This is a genomic window from Sphingomonas lacusdianchii (genome assembly GCF_022664395.1).
Taxonomy (GTDB): domain Bacteria; phylum Pseudomonadota; class Alphaproteobacteria; order Sphingomonadales; family Sphingomonadaceae; genus Sphingomonas; species Sphingomonas lacusdianchii.
Genome location: NZ_JAKRET010000018.1, coordinates 1 through 17,695, shown reverse-complemented (window position 1 = coordinate 17,695; position 17,695 = coordinate 1). Strand labels below are relative to the sequence as shown.

The window sequence follows — 17,695 nt, the reverse complement described above, 5'->3', positions numbered from 1 at the left end:
CCGTGATCCAGCCGGGGGAGAAGAGGGAAGGGGGAGCGAGGTTTCGAGCGCGATGTGGCGCTCGGGAGACCTCCACGATGCCCTACGACGTCGCCTTCCGCCACCAGCAGGCACTCGATCCAAGCGCGCTGACGACCATCGTCGCTGCGTTGCACGCCATCACCACCGCGATCGACGATTGTCGCAACGCCGGCGTGCCGTTCGACGCAGATCCCGGCGTGCTGCTCCTCGCGCGTCACCTCGGCCACATCGCCGGAGCCGGATCCGACGACTCTCTTCTGCGACGCCGCTGCGAGGACAAGATCGCCGAGCTGAAGAAGCACCCGGCACTCGCCACTCTCGCTATCCGGGGCGTCGCCTACGATGCGGCTGCGAAGGATCTTTTCCATGTCGAAGGACGCGCGGCCCTGCACCGCCTCGCTGTCGCACTCGGACTGAGCGAGGGCGATTACGACCTTCGATCGAACCGCGGCCACGCGTCTCAATCCGGCGAGATCACGCTCCACACCGACGAGGTGCGCGTGCAACTCTCGCTGACCGCACTCGGTCCCGGCCACGAGGTCAACTATCGTCGTGTTCGCGGCCGTCACGACCATCTGGGTGATCGTGCCCGCTACGCCATGGCACGCGAGCTGCTCGCGACCGAGCGTTTCGCTGAACGACTGCAGCGAGAGCTGCGGCTGACGACGTCAGCGCCGGCGCCGGCGCTCCTGGCGGACTGATCGGGCCCGTCTCCGACCCCTATAAGCAAGGAACATCGCCATGGGTTGGCTCAGCATGCCACGGTCGTCGATGACCCCTCATTCGACGCCCAAAAGTTATCTCGACGCGCAATTCACGTACGACCGGCGCGACGCGGAGGGGAAGGGCAGGGCGCTGCGCGTCGTCGCTTCGTCGTGCCTGCGAAACAAGGTCTGGTACGCGGCCGTCACGCCCAGCACCGACGGCATCGACGAGCCCACCATCGCCGTCGTGTGCCTGGTCAGCTGGAACCCCCGCGCAAAGGACGGCTTCGTCTTCGCCTACAAGGATATGGACGAGACGATGGGGCCGAACGAGGCCGCGTGCCCCGAGCGTATCCTCTCCCTGCTCGGCGACACCGACAACGCCTCGGCGCTCAACTGGCGGCGCCGCTGCCTCGACCGCCTCGCCCAGCGATCCGAGCGGCCGCTCGAGCACGGCATGCACATCCGGCTGCCACACCCCATCAAGTTCGTTGACGGGCACGAGGGCACTGACTTCGTCGTTCACAAGCGCGGCCGAAAGATCGCGCTCGCCAAGCTCGGTTCCGATTTTCCGGGTTATCGTATTTCTGGCTTGCGCGACATGCCGTGGACCATCGTTCCCCCGCCGACCCAGACCCGCGTCCACAAGACGGTGTTCGGTTGATCGCCGAGCCGTCCAGCATCAGGATCAATCCCATGCTCCGTCACGATGACCTCACCGCTCCGATCAGCCCCAAGCGATCGCATCTATGCAGCCGCGCCAACGCGCAGGCGGTCGCCGCCCGCATGTTCGACGCCGGGGCGCGCCAAGTCTCGGTCGTGCGTACCGGAGATATCCTTCAGCCCTTCCGGGTCATCCCGGCGCTCGTCGACGATCCGAACGTCGAGCTCGAGCTGCGTTACGCATGAAGACGGCGATCCTCCTTGCCCTTGTCGCACTTGCGGCCTGCGGGGCAGCCGAGCCCGGGCACGAGCCCGCACAGGATCTCACCGGACGAGGCCGCGCGCTGGACGGCGACACCATCAGCATCGACTTCCGGTTCTCAGGGGCGGACGCCTTCGAGCGGAAGCAACTCTGCCAGATCTCCAGCGGCTGCTATCCTTGCGGCAAGCTCGCGCAAGACGCGACCGCCCGCATGCTCCGCTCGGGGGAGGCGACGATCCGTTTGGTTGGCAGTAGCAGCTACGGTCGACCGGTTGCCGTGGTCAGTGTGAACGGCTCTGACCTGGGCGAGCAACTGATCGCTCAGGGGTGGGCGGTGCCGGCCACGAAGTATCTCAGGAGCGATCCGGATCGCGCCGGGCGGTATATGAGCGCTTACGAGGATGCGAGGACCAACAAGCGCGGCGCCCATGCCGGCGCCTGGATCGATCCCGAGAAATGGCGTCGCGGGGAACGCCTCACATGCGAGCGGGCCTGATGCCTGTACCCGCTACACAAAGCGGTCCGGCTGACGATGCCGGACCGCTTTTTTTGTTTGGTAGGCTCCAGCCCTATGCCGGGCGATCGCGCTTTGCTGGACGATCGATCGGATCGTAGTCGGGACCCGGGTCGTGCGACCAGGAGGCGCCGATCGCAAACTCGGCCTCGAAACGGCCAACCGGGCCATCGGGCTCGGCCGCCACGTAGGGAGCCGGCGCGATCCGCTTCGGCGCCTTCGTGCGATGCAGATACCCTGCCACGCGTCCCCGTCCGAGCAGCAGCGCCTCCAGCCACAGCAGATCGTCGATCAGCACACACACGCCACGACCCGCGAGATTGTAGTAGATGCACCGCTGATAATCGTCGCAGCGATTGCCGAGCATCTGCGCCAGCTTCGCCTTGCCGGCAGGGTCGCCCTCGTGGATCCACTCGCATGCCTCCCGCAGCTCACGCACGGAATAGTAGGCATCCTCCGGCTCGATACCGATCGAGGCCGCGGCGATGGCGCGGCGGGTCGGTCGGACGTCGGGGTTGAGCGAGGCGTCGCGCAACGTGAGGTCGAGATCGATCGGCCCGGTGAAATCTTGAAGCTTCATGACCTAATCCTCCTGTCCTCCGAACGTAACGTGAACATCTGCGACCTTGCGAGTGTTCATCGGCACCTTTTCACCCTCTGATCTTCCGATATGATCCCGCTCATGTGGCTCGTACCGCGCGACACCAGAGGGCTTACGTCACGCACCGGCGTCCCCGACGTCGTGCGACGCGCGTTGGTGCGCTGGTACAGCGGCGATGGCGAAGACAGCGATCATCGGGCTTCGGTCATCATGGTGGTCAAAGCGCGCGATCATCATCAGTGGATCGCATGCGACTGCCTCGGGGACGCGGCTGACCCACCACTGCTATCGCCAGCCTATCTGTCTGAGGCCGAGACATACTACCTCAGGCGCCTTACGAGCATCCGGCAGCGGCGACCGGAGCACCATGTCGACTGCCCGTTCTTTCGCGAACAGGCACCTCCCCGCATCCGCGAGAAGGCGACCGCGACGCCGCGCACCATCAACGAGCCAGACGGTCTCTTCTCCGCGCACCGGCTCGCGCCTGAGAAGCTCGCCCAGCTTCCTGAAGACGACGAGCCAGATGATCGCACGCGCGGCGTTGCGATACCGCGCCTTGCGCGCCTGCTCTGGCAGCTAATGGAAATGGCTCAGGTCAACGTTGTCGAGCCGCTGGGTAGGGGAGAACCTCGTGAGGCGTCGATGGCGCTGGAGTTCGGACGGCTGCGCAGCGCGGCCGAGCGCGTCGAGATAGCTCCCGGCATTCCGCTCGCACGCCACCTCTACACCCATATAGACCCCTACGAACGCGGCATCGTCTTCGCGAAGCTGCGCGAGGCGGCGCGCCACTGGCCCGCCGAACATGCGCCACAGGCATTCCTCCTGCTCTACGCCGTCGATATTTCGGGAACGACGGTGACGCTGGCGGGCGGACGCGAGCTCATCGTGAAAAATCGCATCAGGCACATCGGCGTTCATCAGCGCCGGATCGGGCCTCCGTTCCTGGTCCTTGCAGTGATCGGCGAACATAACCCGCGCGAGGGCTATGCTGCGCTTCGGGCGTATGCGCAGCCTGTCGCTCGCCCCTCCAACTTCATTGCCGTGCATAATGCAGCGGAGCGCGAGACCATCGTGGGTCTGCTCGATCTGCAATACCGACTCCGCCGGCGCGGCATCGGCATCGGGTTCAAAAGGCTGCTCTTCGACGTCGCGACGAGTGCGGGCGAGGTCCGCCCCGATCTGCTCCTCGATCTACGTGACTTCACAACAGGAGAGGTCATGGAAGCGGCGCTGGAGGTGGTCACCGGGCACGACGCCGACACGTTGGGCCTCAAGATGCGACAGGTGGAGAAGCTCCGCGAGATCGCTCCGGTGGTGACGATCCATGCCGAGGACCTGGAAGATGGCGCCCTCGAAGCGGCCGTGCTCGATCAGCTGCATATCGGGTGATCCTGGGTTCATTGAAGGAGAGAGGGAGGGACCTGTCCGATCCATAAGGGAGACGACAGATGACCCGCTTCCAGCCGAGCCCCCGGCCCGACACAACGCCATGGGGAACACCCGATCGCGCCGACCAGGTTCTTCACGGCATCTGGCGCGTCTCGACGCCGAGCCATGGCGGCTACGTCCTTTCCGATGAACGTCAAGCCGCGATGCCCGAGGCACTTCGTCGAGCGGACCCATTCTACGAGGAGGACGTCGACTATGCGCTGGTTCTCTACGGTTTTGCGAGCGAGTTCCGCCGCTTGCCCGTGCCCGGCATCGCTCTTCAGGTCGAGAACGCCCGTCGGTCGGTGCGATGCTGGCATCCGGATCGCTGGACGGCCTTGACCGGCGAGGAGGTGACGATCGGAGAAAGCCACGTCGTCCGCCGTCGCGCCGCCTACACCGCCATCATTGGGCAGTACGAGAGCGTCTCGGCGTCCGGGTCATGGGCGGACTGGGTTCCTGACGGCAAGGTCGGATGCGTCTTTCGCCGTGTCGCCAGCGTGGATGCGCTCGGCTTCGCGCGCCACGAGGGCGAGCCCATCTACGGCCTCGTCGACAAGGCACGCTACGACGCTCGGGTCATGCCCGAAACCTTCGACACGCTCTCGGCAGAGCGGGTCGCAAGCACGGCGCCGATCACCAAGCAGGTCGCCGCCCTGACCTGACACCCCAAACCATACGACGCCAGAACAAGGATGCCGCTATGACCTGCGTCACCCCCATCAGGCCGCTCCCCGAGGCCGCAGACAATCGCGTACCGCTGGGCCACCATTCGAGCGGCGCACTCCACCTTGATCTCGATCGACTTCTTGCCGGGCGCCTGCTCATCCAGGGCAGCTCGGGTGCGGGAAAGAGCCGAACGCTGCGCCGGATCATTGAAGAAGCGTTCGACTACACGACGATCGCGATCGTCGACCCCGAGGGCGAGTTCGAAAACCTCGCCCGTCACATCGGTGCCACCACGATCCGGGCGGTCGAACTGACCGCCGATGGCCTAACCGCAGCGGCCGCGCGGAGCCGACATCATCGGCTGTCGATCCACATCGACCTGACCGACTTGGATCCCGATCAGCGCATCATCAAGGCGGCAGCCTTCTTCGCCGGTCTCATCGGTGCGCCGCGTGACGACTGGGATCACACCGTCCTTGTCTGCATCGACGAGGGACACCTGCTCGCGCCACACGTCGCCGGGTCCGCTCGAGACGCGGAGGCGCGACGCCTCGGCGTCGCGACGCTCACCGATCTGTGCGCTCGCGGCCGTAAGCGTGGCCTGGCACCCGTGATCGCCACCCAGCGGCTCGCCAAGCTATCGACCTCCGTGGTTTCCGAGCTGCAGAACGTCCTCGTGGGCCTCAACGTCTTCGATCGCGACATCGCGCGAGCAGCCGATCTTCTCGGCTTCTCAGCCAAGGAGGCCGATGCGCTTCGCACGCTCGTCCCTGGCGACTTCTTCGCGATGGGACCGGCCCTTTCGGCGACACCCTGCCTCGCCCACATCGATCCGACGATCACCGAGCATATCGGAAAGACCCCAGAGCTGCGCGCCGCGGCCTCTGTCGACGCGACCGAGGCGGCTCGGTTGCTCGACCTCGCCGGGCTTGCCGAGGTGGCAGACCATGGCCCTGCGATCGCGCTCAAGGGCACGCGCGCGCTCGACGCCTTCCTCCTTGATCCCGCCGCGACCGATGCTGCCGCGATCGTCGAGGCACTCAAACGCATTTCCCCGAACGCCAGCACGGCGCGCGATCTCGCAAGACACCTGTCGCTCGATGCGGAGCGAACCGATCGGGCGCTCAACCTCCTGTCGGCGATCACTGCTGTCGACACGATGCCCAAGGGCGACGACCGCATTGCGCGTCTCCATGCGCGTCTACGTGCCCGCCTCAGCGACGTCGCAGTGGTGGCCCTATGACCGACCTAGCGCCAGATATCGTCGAGCTCGTCGCCTGTCCGGTACGAACGGCGCCGACAGGCCGGCTTCGCGAAATGGCGTACCGTGGCGATGCCTGGATGCCCGACGAGGTCGCAACGCTGGAGCGCCTGTTTCGCGACGACATAGCGATAGATGAAATCGCGTCAGCGATCGGTCGGCGCATCCACGGCGTCCGCGACAAGATCGCGACCTTGGGGTTGCGCCGAAACTCGCAGCGGAACTGGTCCGAGGCCGAGGACGCCTGGCTGACACGCGAGTACGGCTCACGTCCCGCATCCGCGCTCGCACAGGATCTCGGACGAGCCTGCACCGCCGTTTATGCTCGCGCCGGCCTTCTCGGCCTTACCGAAGGCAATGCCCCACGCTGGACCGAGTGGGAGGATGCTCAGCTGCGCGCCGGCTTCGAGCGCGCGATACCGGTCGCACAGATCGCAGTCCTGATCGGTCGCCCGCTCTCGGGCACGATCACGCACGCGAGCAACCTTGGGCTGCGACACCCGAACAACCCGCCAGGATGGACCGAGGCCGAGGCGGCACGCGCGCTGACACTCGCGGCTGAGGGCCATCGCTACGTCGATATCATAGAGATGATGGTCGCGGAGGGCTTTCCCCGACGCACGAAGGCGGGGTTTGGCCCGCACCTGCGCAAGCTCGGCTACGGCCGCGGTTGGGGCCGTCCATGGACTTCAGACGAGGACGCTTTGTTGATGCGCGTCTATGCCGACGGAACGAGCCGGACGCCGCTCATAGCGCGGCTCGGCCGTACCACCCACTCGATCAAGTGGCGGGCCGAATACCTTGGTCTGCGCGGTACTCACGCCAATCGGGACGGCTTCCGGAGCGGTCCCGTCTGGACCGAGGGCGACATCGCAACGCTGCGCGAACACTATGGCAAGATGCCGATGACGGATCTCGCCACCAAGATGGGCCGTACCAAGGCCTCCCTCTTCACTCGCGCAAATATCTTGGGATTGGTCCACGGCTACCAACGGCCTTGGAGCGATGACGAATGCCGCGCGCTCGCGCTCGCGCATGCTCATGGCATCGCCTTGCCCGACCTCGTCGTCGCCTTGGGGCGCAATTACGCGGGCGTCCACAAGTACGCCGAGAAGCAAGGCCTCAAGTTCAGCCGACGTCCGCGTCGCGAGTCTGCACCGACGCTGCAGGACATCCTCGCCCTTGCTCCGCAGCCATAGGCGCGGAACGACCCTGGATCGAAGGGGAGGGGGAGGGACCGGGCGGGCGTGAAGGACACGCCAGCCACGAGGAGCGCATCATGATCCCCGCCACCATCGCGACCGCGGTCGCACCCGAGACGATCGCGAAGGTCACCCGGCTGTTCAACAACACCGCCTTCGACGTGGTGACCGAGCTCTTCCAGAACGCTCGGCGCGCCGGCGCTCTTGCGGTTGCCGTGCTGATCCAGTCGGGAGGTCCCGATACGCTCCTCCACATCATCGATGACGGGCATGGAATCGCCGACCCCACGTCGATTGTGACGCTGGGTCGTTCGGGATGGTCCGACGAGACGCGCCGCATGGAAGATCCTGCCGGCATGGGAGTTTTCAGCCTCGCCGGACGAGACGTGATGGTGCGTTCCTTCTCCCGTCCTGATCGCCAAGGATGGATGGCACACATCCCCGCCTCGGCCTGGGAAACGAGCCGGCCGATCGCGATCTCGCCCGACCCGATCTCGCGCGGCACCGCCATCACCATCAAGGTGCCGGACAGCTGGCTGAAGACGCTCGCTGACGACGTCGCCAAGGCGGCGAAACACTATCCGCTGCCGGTGACGCTCGACGGCAAGGCACTGCCGCGCGAGGACTGGCTGGCGGACGCAGTCCATATCGAGGAATGGAACGGAACCCGCATCGGGGTCTTCCAAAAACATCCGTCATCCTACTCGACCCACGACGGACGCTTGAACTTCCATGGGCTGACGATCTCCTGCAAGCTGCCGGACGTCCAGGAGGTCGACCGAGGCCATCATTGGATCGCGCGCGTCGACATCTTTGACGCGCCACAGATCCAGCTCGTGCTCCCGGCACGCAAGGAGGCGATCGAGAACAACGGCCTGACAGAACTGCGCCGGGCGGTGAGCATCGCCATCTACCGCGCGATCGCCGCGCAAGGATCGCACCGGCTGTCGGCCGAACGCTGGCGCGAGGCGGTCGACCTCGGTGTCGATCTGCCGGAAGCGGCGGCATACCTCTTCGCATGGATCGCACCCGCGGCCGATAGCGGTCGCAACTATGCCTCGGGCGAGCGCATCACCGATCCTGCGATGGTGGTCATGTCCGACTTCGACGCGCTGGTCGCACAACCGGCAGCGGAGGCGATCGCCACCCACAACCCGTTCGGCGGGCCCCTTGTCATGGCTCAGGACGCCTTCATCGGCTATCGCTGGTACGACGTCCTCGCCCGCGTGGACGACCTGCGGTTCCGCATCGTGCAGGGCAACCTCGACTTCGTGGTTTCGGCTACGCTCGATGCGCCTGCTGAGGCCGAGGATGGCTGGGTCGACGCGATCACGCTGGAGGCCACCATCTCGCACGCGGGCGCGTCGATCGAGGCCTCGACCGCTGCCGATGTGGCCTTCGCGCCGGACGAATGGACCTGCAACTCGGTCGACGGGACGTCCATCTTCGTGTGCCGCGGTAGCAGCCGGCCCGCCCTCGCGGTCGCCGATCTGTTCGAGCGTGCCGCGTTCGAGCCGTCTTCCGACAGCGACGCTGACAGCTATGACACCCAGCTAGAGCGCTTCCAGGCGGATGCGGCCGAGCGGATCATCGGCCTTCTCGAGGGTGACGATGCAGCGCTCGAGAGCCGCATCCGCGATAAGCTGTCGGGACACTATTTCATGGTTCCCGCCGACCGAACAGTGACGGTCGTCATCAACCGCGAGCGTCTCGAGGTGAAGATCGTCGAGCGCGCCGCCCCGCCGACCGACACCAACGAGGAGGGCGCGTGACATGCTGCCGCCCCCTCCGTCCGTGCTGTCGTACGGGATAGGCGTCGACAGCACAGCGCTGCTGATCGAGCTGCATGCCCGCGGGCAGGCTCCTGATCTCGTCCTCAGCGCGGACACCGGCAACGAGAAGCCGGAAACCTACGACTACCTCGACATCATCCGCCCCTGGATGCGCGACCGCGGCATCCGGTTCGAGCTCGTCTCCTACGTGCCCAAGCGGTTCAAGCACTGGCCGCCGTACTTCGGAATCCTCGAAATGTGCCTGACGAACGCGACCTTGCCGAGCAAATCGCTTGGCGGATCGTCATGCAGCCTCAAGTACAAGAAGGCCCCACAGGACGCTTTCCTCAAGACGTGGCAGCCTGCGGTCGAGGCATGGGACCGCGGCCAGCGGGTCATCCGACTGATCGGCTATGATGCTGGCCCCCGCGACACCGCGCGCGCCAACCATGCGCTGACGATCGACGACCCACTCTACGATTGTCGATCGCCGCTGCGTGACTGGCAATGGAACCGCCCGCGATGCGTGTCGCGCATCGAGGCCGAAGGCCTGCCCGTGCCACCCAAGTCGGCGTGCATCCTGTGCATCGCGAACAAGCCGGACGAGATCCGCAGCCTTCCACCATGGTGCCTCCGACTGATCGTCCTGGTGGAGGCACGCGCCGCGCCCCGGCTCCATACGGTCGAAGGGCTATGGCGCAAGTCGACCAGGACACGTCCCGGATCGATGACCGCGTTCATCCGGGCCGAGGGCCTACTGGGAGCCGATGAAGTCGATCGCATCGTCCGCGATGCTCCCACCGACCTCATCCGCTTCCAGGACGTCGCGGCTGCGATCCCCGTCGGCGAGCGCCCGAAGATGGGCGAATGGCTCGACCGCTTTCACCTGGCCTTCGCCGAACGAGGCCGCGGCCACCCGGACGCGCTGGCCGCCTGATCCCCCCGCCCATCGAACGAACCGAGGATCGACCCATGATCGAGAATGCTGCCGAGACGCGCGTCGAAACGATCGCGCGTCTGAACGACCGATGCCGTCAGGGTCTCGATCGAACCGCGCGCATCACCGTCACGCGCACGTGCCTTGCCACCCTATCGACCGACTCGCTCGCGTCGGAGGCCGTGGCCCAAGCACGCCTGCTGCAGGAGCTTCGCCGGCACAGCTTCGCTGCCGACTGCCCGGAGCGCGATCGCGGCTCCTTCATCATCGACGACACGGAGGTCTTCTTCCGCATCGACTATTATGATCCGGCGCTGGAATGGGGTTCGGAAGATCCTGCCGACGCCAGCCGCACGACCCGCGTGCTAACCCTCATGCTGCGGGAGGATCTTTGATGCCTCGCTTCCGCCCCTCTGCGGCAGACATCGCGGCCATTCGCGACGCCGCACGGCGTGAGGCCAAGTTCGAACGGGTCGGGCAAGTGATGCTTGAGGTCGGGCGTCGGCAGAGCCTTGTGTCAGGCGAAACGTCGATCAACTTCGCGCTGATCAGCGACGATCCCGACTGGCAGGATACCGATCTCGACGACTATGAGCCGTGGACAGCCTTCACGCGCGGCGTCGAGTTAACGCCTGACGGGCGCGGCCTTCTCGACTTCTACATCCGCCGGCGCGGCGATCGCCACCTCGAGCTCCACGGCAACATCTCCGTCGCGATCGCCGGAGGCAAGCTGACGACGATCAGCGGCTATCCCGACATCTACCGGGGAGAGCCGTCATGACGATCGAGATCATCCTGGGCCTGCCGCACCTCGCCGATGGTGCGCTTCTCGCAACAGCGCGGCGCCTACAGGCACCGGTGCTGATCTCCGCCAACTGCTTGTCGCGCTGGCGCAAGGCCGATGGCTGGCGCGAATGGGCGGGGTGGCGCACGGCTACCCTCGACAACGCCCACGGCCTCGTCAGCCTCGACCTCGACAGCGCCGGTTACTCGATGATGGTGCGCTACGGCGGTCTGCCGTGGTCGATAGCCGACTACATGGCGCTTGCCGCCTCGTACCCGTTCCGGCGCGTGTCCTCGATCGACTATTGCTGCGAGGACGGCGTCGCGTCGCACCGCGAAGAGGTTCTCGACAGGATCTCCCGTACGATTGCGACCAACCACGAGTGTTTCGCCCGCGCTGGAGACCTTGGTATCCGGGATCGCTTCATGCCGGTCCTGCAGGGCCGAACGCCCGAGGACTACGTCCGCTGCCTCGAGGCGATCGAGGGCATGCTCCTGCCGGGCACCGTCGTCGGCATCGGAAGCATGTGCCGACGCGTCATCCATGGCCCGGAGGGGCTCGTCGCCGTGGTTGAACGGCTCTCGCGCGTGCTCCCGGTCGGGGTCCGTGCCCACGCCTTCGGCGTCAAAGGGGACGCCTTGCCCTACCTGGCACCGTTCTCCCGCTGGATCGCCTCGATCGACAGCCAGGCCTTCGGCGTCGCGGCGCGACGAGACGCGCTTCGCCGTGGCGTTGCGAAGAGCGATCGCCTGGTCGCCTCGCACATGGAGCAATGGTATCAACGCCAGTGCGGCCGTGCGCTCGCCCCTCCGGTCACGCTGCCCGAGGCCGCCGACCACCAGGCGAGTTCCCTCGGCGACGATGATCCATGGGAGCGGGCCATCGCTGATGCACGCGCTCAGATCCGCGAACTCATCCAGACCGGCGAGCTCGATCATGACCAGATCACCGCCAACTGGGTCGAATCCTGGGCGGCCGATCTCTTCCACCAGCGCGCCGCCTGAGCGAGGCTCACCATGATTACCGACCGTTCACAACGCTGGCGCGACCGGCGCAGCCGCTTCGTGGCCGACGACACCGTCATCGACCCGAGGCGCTACGCAGTCGACGTCGTGGCGCACGACACCGCTCGCGCCTTCATCGCAGACCATCACTATCTCAATCGCTATCCCGCCGCACAGCTGGCCGTCGGGCTATTCGGCCCAGGCCGGGGCGGCGCTTCCTCTCTCGACGGTATCATTGTCTTCGGAGTGCCCGCGACGGGCGCGGTCATCACGCGCCATACCGGCTATGACGAGCCAACCCGCGGTTGCGTGCTGCAACGCCTGCTCTGCCTGCCCTCTGTCGCCGCCAATGGGGAAAGCTATTTCGCCGCCCGGGCCTTCCGGCTGCTGCGTCAGGCAAAGCCGGTGATCGAGTCCGTCGTCAGCTTCTCCGACCCTCAGGTCGGACACTGCGGCTGCGTCTACGCCTCGCTCTCCGGAGCGTATCGCGGGCGAACGAGGCCGCGGACGGTGCTCCGCATCGCCGGGGAAACGATCTCCGATCGCACCTTGTCCAAAATTCGAAACCTCGAGACAGGTCATGCGGGCGCCGTCGATCAACTGGTGAGGCTCGGCGCCCCGAGGCCGCAGGCGAACGAGCACCTTCGCGAATGGCTCGAACGATGCCGTCGCGCAGAAATCCTGGTCCCAGCGCGACAGGCATCCCTTTTCACCTACTGCTTCGAGCTCACCCGCGGCGCGCGGCGCGCGGGCCGAGCGCTACCGCGTCTCGCCTATCCGATCAGGTCCGACATCCTGCGTGAGCAGCTCGGAGCCTGACCCGTCGTGCCGACGGGAAGGGGAGGGGGAGCAGGAATCGTGTCCACAAGAGGAGACGAGCCATGCGCATTCAACAGGCGATCGCGATCGCCAAGGCCGACGAGAACCGCCTGATCCGCTTCATCAGCCGACGGGACCGATTTCTTGACGCGCTCGACTGGGACGCCCTGCCTGAGCAGATGGCGCGCGAGGCCGCGATGATGGACGAGCTTCTCGCCACCGAACTCGCAGAGGCCGCGTGCTATGTCATCTGGCTCGAAGAGTGCCTCAGCTACGGCGTCGAAGACGTGATCGGCGCGCATCACCTGCAGCCCGTCTCGGTGATCCGAGCCGTTGCCTCATTGGCTTAGTCGCCCAGTCGACATCGAGGGCCGCGGTTACGGCGACCAGGGCGTCTATCGCTGACTGGACGTGACCCGACCAACCCGAAATAACCTTCATTCGAGACATCATAGAGGTGACTATGATCAGCTTCCTCATCCGCCGACCTGTGTCGGCCCTCGCAATTGTCTTCTACCTCGCGGCGATGATCTGCGCTCAAAATATGTGGCTGCTGGGGAGTGATCCCGAGCCCGCGACGGTGACAAGCGACGCGCTGGTAAACATGGTCCTTTCGGTAAGCCATGCGACGGCGACGTGGGGGTTCATCGGAGGCTTCCTCGTTGTTGGCTTCTTGATCCAACTCCTCGCACTACGTCTCCACGCTTAATCACGTCGCCAGCAACGATGTGCCGCGACCGAACCAGCCCAGGAACACGCTCATGAGTCGACATACCTTTGTCGGGCCCGCCGGCGTCAGTGTCGCAATCGGGTGGGACCGCCCACTCGAGACCTTCTACGTGCAGGTGTCTCGCCCCGACCCCGAGGACCCGGGCGAACGCGACACCTTCGTGTGGAAAGGCCTTGCCCCCGGCGAACTGTCCACCGCGGCCGCTGCAATCGCGATCGCCACGCCGCACGCCGCGCTCCCGACCGATCTCGGAACAACACTCGAGACGGACCGCCTGCAGACGCTCGGCAGCTTCGATGGACCCGCGCAGGCGGCCATGAAGCGTCAGCGCTTTGATCGTGATCTGTAGCGGAGGGAGCTTCAACATGGACAACCACCGTCAGCCCACATCGCCAAACGGCGGCTTCGATATCGGACTTCACTGCGCACTGCTTGGCGTGTTTCTCTCAGCGGCGAACTTCATGACATCGCAGTTTGCCGAACTCGGAAACCGCGTTGACGCCGATCCCGCCAGTCCGCTGCAGCAGATAGCCGATCTGCTCAGCGGCAATGTCGTCAAGTCGCTGGCCGTTGTGCTCATCCTCGTAGGCGGGACGCTTTACGCCTCAGGTATGGGATACATCGAGCTAGCTGGACCTTCCGAAGGGGCCGCCCCGCGACCGAAGCCTCTGGCTGCTACCCTGCCGATGAACATCGACGCGCGAATGGCAGAGGCACGGATTACCGGGCTCCTCGCCCGCCTCAAGGCCGTGCCTGAAGAGTTGCGTGAGGAAGCCACCATCGAGCTCGAAGGGATCGAACAGCGCCACATGCCTGCCTTGAGCAAGGCTCACCGAAAGGCGCGGGCCACGGTCTCGCCGACGTCGCAGCAGGCCGACGAGCTCGACACCGATTACGCCGCGTCGCTCAACCGCCTGAGCGCCACTCTCGAGCAGATGCTCGATCGGTCCACAGCGCTTGGACGTGACCGTCTGCAATGGCAGTCACTCGTGATCGAAGAACGCTTTCCGACGGCTAGTGTCGAGAAGGACCAGGCTTAGGCACGCTTCCGGCTCGAGCAGCAGGGCGCCGCTTTAAGACGCACGCTGACGACTGGGGCGCGACGGAAGGGGGAGGAGACAGACGGTCAAGACAGGACCGTTGGAGATCCCCATGCCCTACTTCGTCGACTTCGGCGGTACGCCCGCCAACGAACCGTGTGCGCAGCTCGGGCAAACGCCCAATTTCGACGTTCTCAACAAGCTCGAGGTGCTCGCCTACAAATACGCGATCATCGCACGCTACGGTTCGCCGCCAGCAGGATGCCGCCTGACCGGCTTGTCAAATCGGCACGACTTCGGCCGCTATGTGTCGCTCGTCCTCCACGTCGAGAACGAGCTGGACGAAGCGGTCAGCGCCTATGCCGAGGCCGTCGAAGAGGGCCTCGGAACCTGGCTTGAAGCCGGCTTTCGCGCGCCTGTCGAGTACGACGACGCCACGGCAACGATCGTCCAGAGCGATCCGCTCGAGATCCTGGTCAGCGCCTTTCACGTCACGCGACCCAGCCCAGATGGAAGCTTTCCTATCGCCGACTTTGAGACGTTGCACCGGAACCTGGCCGCCGCCTTCCCCGACGAGGCCGCGGTCGCCAGCGCGCGCCTCACCGAGGCCGCGACCGCCTGACGGCGATGCCGCTGCCCTCCTGGGCGGACCACCAGCAAGAACGAGGCCGACGATGTCAGATGCCTTCGATCCCGCAGATCCCGCGGCCTGGCAGTCGCGCGGACGTTCACCCGAGCACGCCGCGGCGATCGCCGCGGCGTGGCGCACATTTCCCGATCTGCCGAGCGACGCGCCCCTCTCCGACCGAATGACCCGAGGCCGCGAACGGATCGCCGCGATGCGGAGCGTAAACGACGCGATCGCGGCCGAGGCCGCTTCGCAACGCGAGGCCACCAACTTCGCCTTCACCGAGGATCAGATCCGCCGAGGACTCGGCAGCGACCGTGACATCGCGATCATGCGGGGGCACGAGGACCACGCATTGAGCTGGGATCTCGCCAATCGATACGCCGACGGTTGGTACGCAGCGCATGTCGGATGGCCCCATCACTACTCCGACGCGATCCCCTGTTCGGCTCCTCTCGCCGAGCGCCACGCAGCCTACGACCAGGGCTTCAGCGACGGCGGTGGTGATCGAACCGACCTGTTCGACGCGGCGCGGCGCAGCCTCATCGCTGACATGCGCCGCGACAACCTGCCGAAAGACCCTCAGATCATCCTCGCCGGACGCCCGGTGCCGAGCAGTTATCCCAAGCCCTCCGACCACCACCGACCTGCTCGGTGGTCGCGCCGACTGCTGATCGTTGGCGCCGACCACATCGACAGCGATCCCGCGTGGGACTTCCTCGCCCTGACCCTCGCACGCCCGGGCGCCGACGCCGCGACGATCGTCGTGCTCACCCCGGGCGGCTTCGTCGCTGCCGAGGCACTCGGCGACCCGAACGTCGCTATGCCGTCCGTGGATCACGTCGCAGCTGCCAACCAGCTAGCCGCACTTCTGCAAAATCGTGAATACGACGATGTTCTCGTCGCGCTGCAGGGGGCCGATCTCGACCTGATCGACACCATCGGCCACATTCTGCCGCTCGCGCGAACGATGGAGCGGACCCGCAACTCACGTCTCCAACAGCGGACCCACCTTCGCACCTGGCTCGATCGTGGTTTCAGCGGGACTGATGCTGCCGCCCAAGGCCACATTCGCTGGGGCAAAGCGATCACCTCGCTCTACGGCAGTCTCGGCGAGTTCACCGCGCGTCACGTCGGACCGGCGCCGGGGCGGGGGCACCTCGTTCGCGTCGAGACACGCAGCGGCCTTGCCTGCGGCTTCGCGACGGCCGACGGCACGCCGCTCGACCCGGAGATCGTCGTCTCGAGCAAAGCCAAACTGCGAGGCACGATCGCGACGACGCTGCGGATGTTCGGCGCCGCGACCCGCCTGATGGCAGCCGCCGATCGACGCGCCGCCTAGGACCGGAAGCCGGGACTGGGCACGTAAGGGTGCTCCTGCCGGATGACCGCTTCGGCTTTCTCGATCGCCTCGATTTGATCCGCCGACCCCTGCGGCGCGATCGACCAATTCGAGCGCGGATGGAACACCACCGGCAGCGCCGTCACCGGCCCGACCGCCTTGCGCCACGACGCATCGCTGCCGCCCGCTACGCCGACCAACAGCGTCACGAACAGGTCCTCGATGTCGCCAGTCGTCATCGAGCCTCAACGCACGGCCTGATTGGTCGTGCCGCTGCAGCCCTTTCCCATGAGAACCGGAGGAGCCTCTTTGTGGCCGACGTTACCGATCTTCCCGTCATGAGCCGCGCCGACGCCGTTTCGCTCGGCTTCGCCGGCTTCAACGACGTGCCACACAAGGCGATCGACGTGCCCGACGGCGCCTTCACCATCACGGTGAAGACCAGCGAGAACCGCCGCGTCACCTTCTGCTTCATGGGCAAGAGCTACGACGGCCCCGCGCGCTTCGTCGACATCCAGTTCCATGACCGGGGCACCACGATCCCCAATGCCAATGACGGGGTATCACCCACCTTCAACGCATTCGCCGTAACCGGGCGCGGCCGCCATGTGACCGACAGCCGTCCGCTCGACGAAGCTCACAAGCCGTCCATCCTCGTGCTCCTCATGGACGAGGCCGGGGACGAACCGGCGCATCCCGCACCCTCGCAACTGCCCATGATCGATCGCGAGCTCTCGAGCCTGCTGCGGCGAGCCGCGACCGTGATCGCCGCCCCGGACAGCGAGGTCCGGTCGGGTCGCGAGAGCTTGGTCGACATCCTCGACGCCGAGGCCACGAAGCGTGACCCGCGGGGACGGGCGTCATGACCCGGTCGCGCAGCGACGGCATGCACGTCGCTCACACCGCCGCGGGCTGGATCGTCTTCGACAACAGCAGCGCACGCCACGGCCGCCTATCGGCACCATGTCCGACGCGGGCCGACGCCGTCGCGCGCAAGAAAGCGCTCGCGCGCGCCTTGCGCCACCAACGACACGATGATCCCCGGGACGCCTGACCGAAGGGGAGGGGGATGACGGTGGCTGAACGCTGGCGGTGATCGAGCCGCCCGCAGCCGACGGGAGCCCAACATGCGCAGCATCCTCGCTTTCTACGAGATCGACCGAACCTATGGCGGCCCCGAAGAAGGTGGCTGGTGTGCGCCGTTGTGGCGCGAGAAAGGAGTGCGTCTGATGACGTGATGCTTGTTGGCAATGGCATCTGCCCACCGAGCTTACCGGTGCCCTCGGGCTGAAACTTCGAAAGGAGAACGGGACC

Annotated in this window: 24 protein-coding genes; 22 read left to right on the top strand and 2 right to left on the bottom strand. The window is 66.0% G+C overall.

From position 1 onward, the window contains the following. The first annotated feature begins 77 nt into the window (after positions 1 to 77). Genes MF607_RS18805 through MF607_RS18790 form a run of 4 tightly spaced genes read left to right on the top strand, consistent with a single transcriptional unit; the run spans position 78 to position 2,146 of the window. A complete protein-coding gene (locus tag MF607_RS18805; protein ID WP_242121679.1) occupies positions 78 to 722 on the top strand; it encodes a hypothetical protein in 645 nt (214 codons plus the stop codon). A 40-nt stretch (positions 723 to 762) separates the two neighbouring features. Further along, on the top strand, positions 763 to 1,389 hold the full coding sequence (locus tag MF607_RS18800) for a DUF6927 domain-containing protein (RefSeq protein WP_056433719.1): 627 nt from the start codon (positions 763 to 765) through the stop codon (positions 1,387 to 1,389). Further along, complete coding sequence (locus MF607_RS18795; protein WP_082442134.1) at positions 1,386 to 1,634, top strand: hypothetical protein; 249 nt, start codon at positions 1,386 to 1,388, stop codon at positions 1,632 to 1,634. Before MF607_RS18800 ends, MF607_RS18795 begins: the two co-directional genes overlap by 4 nt. Continuing rightward, on the top strand, positions 1,631 to 2,146 hold the full coding sequence (locus MF607_RS18790; RefSeq protein WP_116463016.1) for a thermonuclease family protein: 516 nt from the start codon (positions 1,631 to 1,633) through the stop codon (positions 2,144 to 2,146). The genes MF607_RS18795 and MF607_RS18790 overlap by 4 nt, the downstream gene beginning before the upstream one ends. A gap of 73 nt (positions 2,147 to 2,219) precedes the next feature. Here the strand turns inward: MF607_RS18790 and MF607_RS18785 are convergent, their stop codons facing one another. Then, the gene (locus tag MF607_RS18785) at positions 2,220 to 2,744 is read right to left on the bottom strand and encodes a hypothetical protein (protein ID WP_056433753.1); all 525 of its coding nucleotides are present in this window, start codon (positions 2,742 to 2,744) and stop codon (positions 2,220 to 2,222) included. 102 nt (positions 2,745 to 2,846) lie between these two features. Between MF607_RS18785 and MF607_RS18780 the strand changes: the two genes are divergently transcribed. The 16 genes from MF607_RS18780 (at position 2,847) to MF607_RS18705 (ending at position 16,381) form a co-directional block, all read left to right on the top strand. Continuing rightward, entirely contained in the window at positions 2,847 to 4,154 is a 1,308-nt protein-coding gene (locus tag MF607_RS18780) for a DUF8535 domain-containing protein (protein WP_347340902.1), read from the top strand. A gap of 59 nt (positions 4,155 to 4,213) precedes the next feature. Further along, a complete protein-coding gene (locus MF607_RS18775; RefSeq protein ID WP_116463004.1) occupies positions 4,214 to 4,858 on the top strand; it encodes a DUF7007 domain-containing protein in 645 nt (214 codons plus the stop codon). A gap of 38 nt (positions 4,859 to 4,896) precedes the next feature. Continuing rightward, positions 4,897 to 6,105: a helicase HerA domain-containing protein gene (locus tag MF607_RS18770; RefSeq protein WP_242121675.1), complete on the top strand. Its 1,209-nt coding sequence runs from the start codon at positions 4,897 to 4,899 to the stop codon at positions 6,103 to 6,105. Beyond that, positions 6,102 to 7,322, top strand: coding sequence for a hypothetical protein (locus MF607_RS18765; RefSeq protein ID WP_242121663.1), 1,221 nt, complete (start codon positions 6,102 to 6,104; stop codon positions 7,320 to 7,322). The genes MF607_RS18770 and MF607_RS18765 overlap by 4 nt, the downstream gene beginning before the upstream one ends. Positions 7,323 to 7,402: 80 nt before the next feature. Further along, positions 7,403 to 9,097, top strand: coding sequence for an ATP-binding protein (locus tag MF607_RS18760; protein ID WP_242121660.1), 1,695 nt, complete (start codon positions 7,403 to 7,405; stop codon positions 9,095 to 9,097). A gap of 1 nt (position 9,098) precedes the next feature. Continuing rightward, complete coding sequence (locus MF607_RS18755) at positions 9,099 to 10,034, top strand: adenine nucleotide alpha hydrolase family protein (RefSeq protein WP_242121658.1); 936 nt, start codon at positions 9,099 to 9,101, stop codon at positions 10,032 to 10,034. A 35-nt stretch (positions 10,035 to 10,069) separates the two neighbouring features. Next, entirely contained in the window at positions 10,070 to 10,429 is a 360-nt protein-coding gene (locus MF607_RS18750) for a DUF3768 domain-containing protein (protein ID WP_242121655.1), read from the top strand. Continuing rightward, a complete protein-coding gene (locus MF607_RS18745; RefSeq protein WP_056433773.1) occupies positions 10,429 to 10,815 on the top strand; it encodes a hypothetical protein in 387 nt (128 codons plus the stop codon). Before MF607_RS18750 ends, MF607_RS18745 begins: the two co-directional genes overlap by 1 nt. After that, positions 10,812 to 11,822, top strand: coding sequence for a deazapurine DNA modification protein DpdA family protein (locus MF607_RS18740; RefSeq protein ID WP_242121653.1), 1,011 nt, complete (start codon positions 10,812 to 10,814; stop codon positions 11,820 to 11,822). The genes MF607_RS18745 and MF607_RS18740 overlap by 4 nt, the downstream gene beginning before the upstream one ends. Before the next feature lie 12 nt (positions 11,823 to 11,834). Then, entirely contained in the window at positions 11,835 to 12,641 is an 807-nt protein-coding gene (locus MF607_RS18735; RefSeq protein ID WP_242121651.1) for a Mom family adenine methylcarbamoylation protein, read from the top strand. 62 nt (positions 12,642 to 12,703) lie between these two features. Continuing rightward, the gene (locus tag MF607_RS18730) at positions 12,704 to 12,991 is read left to right on the top strand and encodes a hypothetical protein (RefSeq protein WP_056433781.1); all 288 of its coding nucleotides are present in this window, start codon (positions 12,704 to 12,706) and stop codon (positions 12,989 to 12,991) included. A gap of 113 nt (positions 12,992 to 13,104) precedes the next feature. Continuing rightward, positions 13,105 to 13,350: a hypothetical protein gene (locus MF607_RS18725; protein ID WP_242121649.1), complete on the top strand. Its 246-nt coding sequence runs from the start codon at positions 13,105 to 13,107 to the stop codon at positions 13,348 to 13,350. 52 nt (positions 13,351 to 13,402) lie between these two features. After that, a complete protein-coding gene (locus MF607_RS18720) occupies positions 13,403 to 13,720 on the top strand; it encodes a hypothetical protein (protein ID WP_056433786.1) in 318 nt (105 codons plus the stop codon). 16 nt (positions 13,721 to 13,736) lie between these two features. Beyond that, positions 13,737 to 14,411, top strand: a complete 675-nt coding sequence (locus MF607_RS18715) for a hypothetical protein (RefSeq protein ID WP_242121647.1) — start codon at positions 13,737 to 13,739, stop codon at positions 14,409 to 14,411. Positions 14,412 to 14,523: 112 nt separating this feature from the next. After that, positions 14,524 to 15,033, top strand: a complete 510-nt coding sequence (locus MF607_RS18710; RefSeq protein ID WP_242121645.1) for a hypothetical protein — start codon at positions 14,524 to 14,526, stop codon at positions 15,031 to 15,033. Between the two features lie 52 nt (positions 15,034 to 15,085). After that, complete coding sequence (locus tag MF607_RS18705) at positions 15,086 to 16,381, top strand: hypothetical protein (protein ID WP_242121643.1); 1,296 nt, start codon at positions 15,086 to 15,088, stop codon at positions 16,379 to 16,381. On the opposite strand, the gene MF607_RS18700 is transcribed toward MF607_RS18705, so the two are convergent. Continuing rightward, the gene (locus MF607_RS18700) at positions 16,378 to 16,620 is read right to left on the bottom strand and encodes a hypothetical protein (RefSeq protein WP_242121641.1); all 243 of its coding nucleotides are present in this window, start codon (positions 16,618 to 16,620) and stop codon (positions 16,378 to 16,380) included. The two genes, MF607_RS18705 and MF607_RS18700, sit on opposite strands and share 4 nt — an antisense overlap. 99 nt (positions 16,621 to 16,719) lie before the next feature. On the opposite strand from MF607_RS18700, the gene MF607_RS18695 reads away from it, so the two are divergent. After that, positions 16,720 to 17,247, top strand: a complete 528-nt coding sequence (locus tag MF607_RS18695; RefSeq protein WP_242121639.1) for a hypothetical protein — start codon at positions 16,720 to 16,722, stop codon at positions 17,245 to 17,247. Further along, a complete protein-coding gene (locus MF607_RS18690; protein ID WP_242121629.1) occupies positions 17,244 to 17,435 on the top strand; it encodes a hypothetical protein in 192 nt (63 codons plus the stop codon). Before MF607_RS18695 ends, MF607_RS18690 begins: the two co-directional genes overlap by 4 nt. Positions 17,436 to 17,695: the final 260 nt, after the last annotated feature.